The 5,114-nt window shown below is 58.1% G+C and carries 4 protein-coding genes; all 4 read right to left on the minus strand.

From position 1 onward, the window contains the following. Nucleotides 1-617: ATP-grasp domain-containing protein (locus ACIQU2_RS28505; RefSeq protein WP_403145875.1), on the minus strand; the 617-nt coding region annotated here is incomplete at its 3' end. Nucleotides 618-817: 200 nt separating this feature from the next. Then, nucleotides 818-2,254 (minus strand): dihydrolipoyl dehydrogenase, encoded by a 1,437-nt coding sequence (gene lpdA, locus ACIQU2_RS28510; RefSeq protein WP_403145877.1) that lies wholly within the window; start codon nt 2,252-2,254, stop codon nt 818-820. Between the two features lie 110 nt (nt 2,255-2,364). Beyond that, on the minus strand, nt 2,365-3,585 hold the full coding sequence (gene odhB / locus ACIQU2_RS28515; RefSeq protein ID WP_010456848.1) for a 2-oxoglutarate dehydrogenase complex dihydrolipoyllysine-residue succinyltransferase: 1,221 nt from the start codon (nt 3,583-3,585) through the stop codon (nt 2,365-2,367). Between the two features lie 42 nt (nt 3,586-3,627). Beyond that, on the minus strand, nt 3,628-5,114 hold a 1,487-nt coding region (locus ACIQU2_RS28520; RefSeq protein WP_403145879.1), incomplete at its 5' end, for a 2-oxoglutarate dehydrogenase E1 component.

The raw sequence follows: 5,114 nt of genomic DNA on the forward strand, positions 1-5,114 counted from the left end.
TCAGCCTTGATCACCAGCGGGTTCACTTCCAGCAGAGCCAGGTCGTGATCCTTGAACAGCTTGGCCAGACCTACGAAGATCTTGGCGAACTGAGCAACTTGCTTGCCTTCCAGGCCCAGCTGGAATGCCAGCTCGCGACCCTGGAATGGCTGAGCGCCAACCAGTGGATCGATAGTAGCCTTGAGGATTTTCTCAGGGGTGTCGTGAGCGATTTTCTCGATGTCCACGCCACCTTCGGTGGAAGCCATGAACACGATGCGACGGCTCGAACGGTCAACGACAGCGCCCAGGTACAGCTCTTTAGCGATATCAGTGCACGATTCAACCAGGATCTTGGTGACTGGCTGACCATTGGCATCAGTCTGGTAAGTCACCAGACGCTTGCCCAACCACTGTTGAGCGAATGCTTTGGCGTCTTCTTTGCTGCGAACCAGCTTGACGCCGCCCGCTTTACCGCGACCACCTGCGTGAACCTGGGCTTTGACAACCCATTCGGTCCCGCCGATTTTGTCGCACGCTTCTGCTGCTGCTTCCGGGGTGTCTACGGCGAAACCCTGGGATACTGGCAGCCCGTATTCAGCGAACAGCTGCTTACCCTGATACTCGTGAAGATTCATGCTAATTACCGTCTTCGTTAGGTACTGCGCATTCGGTGCTGCACTTGTTCAAGTGCCGCACCACCTGTGACTGCTGCTTGCGTAGGTGTTCCGGATAACCGGTGAGACTACGCAAGGCTGCGTCCGGCGGACATTCCGCGGTGAGTCTTGCACGCAAGGCTCACGACGGGCCTTCCGCCGTGGTTTCTTATTGTCTTGTCTTAACGCTTCTTGCGGTTGGCGATGTGAATGGCGCCGCCATTCACAGCCAAAGCTGCTTCGTGCAAGGCTTCGGACAGGGTCGGATGGGAGAAAACCATCATGCCCAGGTCTTCCGCGCTGGTGCCGAATTCCATGCCGATCGCGCCCTGCTGAACCAGTTCTGCAGCGCTCGGGCCAATCACGTGGACGCCCAATACGCGGTCAGTCTTGGCATCAGCAATGACTTTCACGAAACCGCCGGTATCGTTGGCTGCCATGGCACGGCCACTGGCTGCGAACGGGAAAGTGCCGACGTTAACTTCAACGCCTTCAGCTTTCAAGGTCTGCTCGGTTTTGCCGACCCACGCGATTTCCGGGTGAGTATAAATAACAGACGGGATCAGGTCATAGTTGATTTGGGCTTTGTGGCCCTTGATGCGCTCTACAACCATGATGCCTTCTTCGGACGCCTTGTGCGCCAGCATCATGCCGCGAACCACGTCGCCGATCGCGTAAACGCCCGGTACGCTGGTCGCGCACTGGTCGTCAACGAAAACGAAACCGCGCTCGTCGATGTTCACACCGCTGTCAGATGCCAGCAGTTCGGTGGTCACTGGACGGCGACCAACGGCAACGATCAGCTTGTCGAACGTGATGTTCTGTTCGCCATTGGCATCGGTGTAGTTCACGACAACTTCGTTGCCGTTCACTTTGGAACCGGTGACGCGAGCGCCCAGCTTGATGTCCAGACCTTGTTTGGTCAGGGTCTTGTAGGCTTCTTTGGAAACGGCGTCGTCAGCCGCTGGCAGGAACTTCTCCAGGGCTTCCAGAACAACCACTTCGGAACCCAGACGGGACCAGACCGAACCCAGTTCCAGACCGATCACGCCAGCGCCGATCACGCCCAGACGCTTGGGTACGGATTGGAATTCCAGTGCGCCGGTCGAATCGACGATTACGTTCTGGTCAACCGGAGCCGGTGGAATGTCGATCGGACGCGAGCCCGAAGCCAGAATCACGTTCTCGGCTTCGATGATTTCGACGGTGCCGTCTGGCTTGGTCAGCTCGACTTTCTTGCCGGCCAGCAGCTTGCCGTGGCCTTGCAGGGAAGTGACGCCGTTCGCCTTGAACAGGGTGGCAACGCCAGAGGTCAGGCCTTTGACGATGTTGGCTTTACGGCCAACCATTGCCGCCACGTCCATGGTCACGCCAGCGTGATTGATACCGTGGATCGCGAAGCCTTCTTTGGCTTCCTTGTATTTCCAGGAGCTGTCCAGCAGCGCCTTGGATGGAATGCAGCCGACGTTCAGGCAAGTACCGCCGAGGGCCAGTTTGCCTTCCTTGTCGGTGTATTTCTCGATGCAGGCAGTGGAGAGGCCCAGTTGCGCTGCTTTAATGGCAGCCACGTAGCCGCCAGGGCCCGCGCCAATCACTACCACGTCGAATTTCTGAGTCATGTGTCATTCCTTCTCGAATCAAACCGGACGGCCCCTTTTGGGGACCGTCGTGGGACGAAGCTGGTCATTACAGAAGAGCCGCCCATCACTGGACGGCCCGTGCAACGAAATCAGATATCCAGCAGCAAACGAGCCGGGTCTTCCAGCAGGTTCTTGATGGTAACCAGGAAGGTCACAGCTTCTTTGCCATCGATCAGACGGTGATCGTAGGACAGAGCGAGGTACATCATCGGACGGATGACAACCTGACCGTTGATCGCCATAGGACGCTGCAGAATGTTGTGCATGCCCAGGATGGCCGCTTGCGGCGGGTTGACGATCGGGGTCGACATCATCGAACCGAAAGTACCACCGTTGGTGATGGTGAACGTACCGCCGGTCATCTCGTCCATCGACAGCTTGCCGTCACGAGCCTTCTTGCCGAAGGTGGCGATGCCGCCTTCGATTTCAGCCAGGCTCATCAGTTCGGCGTTACGCAGCACCGGCACAACCAGACCGCGGTCGCTGGAAACAGCGACACCGACGTCGGCATAGCCGTGGTAAACGATGTCAGCACCGTCGATCGACGCGTTGACAGCCGGGAAGCGTTTCAGTGCTTCGGTGGCAGCCTTGACGAAGAACGACATGAAGCCCAGGCGCACGCCGTTGTGGGACTTCTCGAACAGGTCCTTGTACTTCGAACGCAGCGCCATGACTTCGGTCATGTCGACTTCGTTGAAAGTGGTCAGCATCGCCATGTTCGATTGAGCTTCAACCAGACGCTTGGCGACGGTGGCCCGCACGCGGGTCATCGGTACGCGCTTCTCGATGCGATCGCCGGCAGCGAACACTGGAGCAGCAGCGGCAGGAGCAGCAGCCTTGGCAGGCGCGGCAGCCGGAGCGGCTTTCTTGGCAGCTACAGCGGCAACAACGTCTTCCTTGGTCACACGACCGCCTTTGCCAGTGCCGGCAACGGAAGCGATGTTGATACCGTTTTCTTCAGCCAGCTTGCGAGCAGCCGGTGCAGCAACAGGATCATCTTCGCCTTCAGCGGCTGGCGCAGCAGCTTGTGCAGCGGCCGGAGCAGCGGCAGCAGCTGGAGCGGCAGCAGCGCCGCCCGCTTCGATGGAGCCCAGGACTTCGTCGGACAGAACGGTGTCGCCTTCGTTCTTGACGATAGCGCCCAGCACGCCATCAGCGGTGGCCAACACTTCCAATACGACTTTGTCAGTTTCGATGTCGACGATCAGGTCATCGCGCTTGACGGCGTCGCCCGGCTTTTTGTGCCAGGTGGCAACGGTGCCATCGGCAACCGATTCCGGGAAAGTGGGGGCTTTGATTTCGATAGCCATTATCTGTGGGTCCTTAAATTCGGTTTCAGGTGCGCGAAGGCGTTAAACAGTAAAGGCGTCTTGCAGCAGTTTTTCCTGCTGCTCAGCGTGCATCGATGCATAACCACAAGCAGGTGCAGCAGAAGCATCACGACCGGCGTACTCGAGAAAGAGTGCTTTGTTGTGATTGCCAACGATGCGACGCATGTGGTGTTGGCTGCAGTACCAGGCACCCTGGTTCATCGGCTCTTCCTGACACCAAACGATATGTTTGAGGTTGGTGTACGGAGCCAGGACTTCGTTCAAGTCGTCCTCAGGGAATGGGTACAGCTGCTCGATACGCACGATGGCGATGTCATCACGACCTTCGGCACGGCGTTTTTCCAGCAGGTCGTAGTAGACCTTGCCGCTACACAGAACAACGCGCTCGACCTTTTTCGGGTCTTGAACATCGATTTCCGGGATAACGGTCTGGAACGAACCTTCGGCCAGATCTTCCAGAGTCGAGATGGCCAGTTTATGACGCAGCAGCGACTTCGGCGTCAGGACTATCAATGGCTTGCGCAGCGGGCGAATCACCTGACGACGCAGCAAGTGGTAGATCTGAGCCGGTGTAGTCGGGACGGCAACCTGAATGTTGTGCTCGGCGCACAGCTGCAGGTAACGCTCCAGTCGAGCCGAAGAGTGCTCCGGACCCTGACCTTCATAACCGTGCGGCAGCAGCATGGTCAGACCGCAGAGACGGCCCCACTTGTGCTCGCCACTGGTGATGAACTGGTCGATAACCACTTGGGCACCGTTGGCGAAGTCGCCGAATTGGGCTTCCCAGATCACCAGCGCCTCAGGCGTGGTGGTCGAGTAACCGTATTCGAACGCCAGCACGGCTTCTTCGGACAGGAACGAATCGTACAGGTCGAAACGTGGCTGGCCCTTGTACAGGTTTTGCAGCGGGACGTAGGTACCCGCGTCTTTCTGGTTGTGCAAGACAGCGTGACGGTGCGAGAACGTACCGCGACCGATGTCCTGACCCGTCATGCGAATCGGGTGACCTTCGAACGCCAGGGTCGCGTACGCCATGGTTTCGGCGTAACCCCAGTTGATCGGCAGGCCGCCGGCTTGCATTTTCTGACGGTCTTCGTAGATTTTCGAGACCTGGCGCTGAACCACGAAGCCTTCCGGAATTTCCAGCAGCTTGGCGGACAGTTCCTGCAAGGTTTTCAGATCGAAGCGAGTGTCGTGACGCGCGGTCCAGGCATGGCCCAGATACGGACGCCAGTCCACGAACAACTCTTTGTTCGGCTCTTTGACCAGGCTTTTTACAACATGCAGACCGTTGTCCAGCGCATTGCGGTATTCGTCGACTTTCGCCTGAACACGCTCTGCGTCCAGCACACCGCCCTGAGTCAGACGATCGGCATACAGCTCACGGGTGGTGCGCTGTTTGGTGATCTGCTGATACATGATTGGCTGGGTGCCGCTTGGCTCGTCGGCCTCGTTGTGGCCACGACGACGGTAGCAGACCAGGTCGATCACCACGTCACGCTTGAACT

The organism is Pseudomonas sp. NPDC098740, assembly GCF_044760065.1.
Classification (GTDB): domain Bacteria; phylum Pseudomonadota; class Gammaproteobacteria; order Pseudomonadales; family Pseudomonadaceae; genus Aquipseudomonas; species Aquipseudomonas rossensis.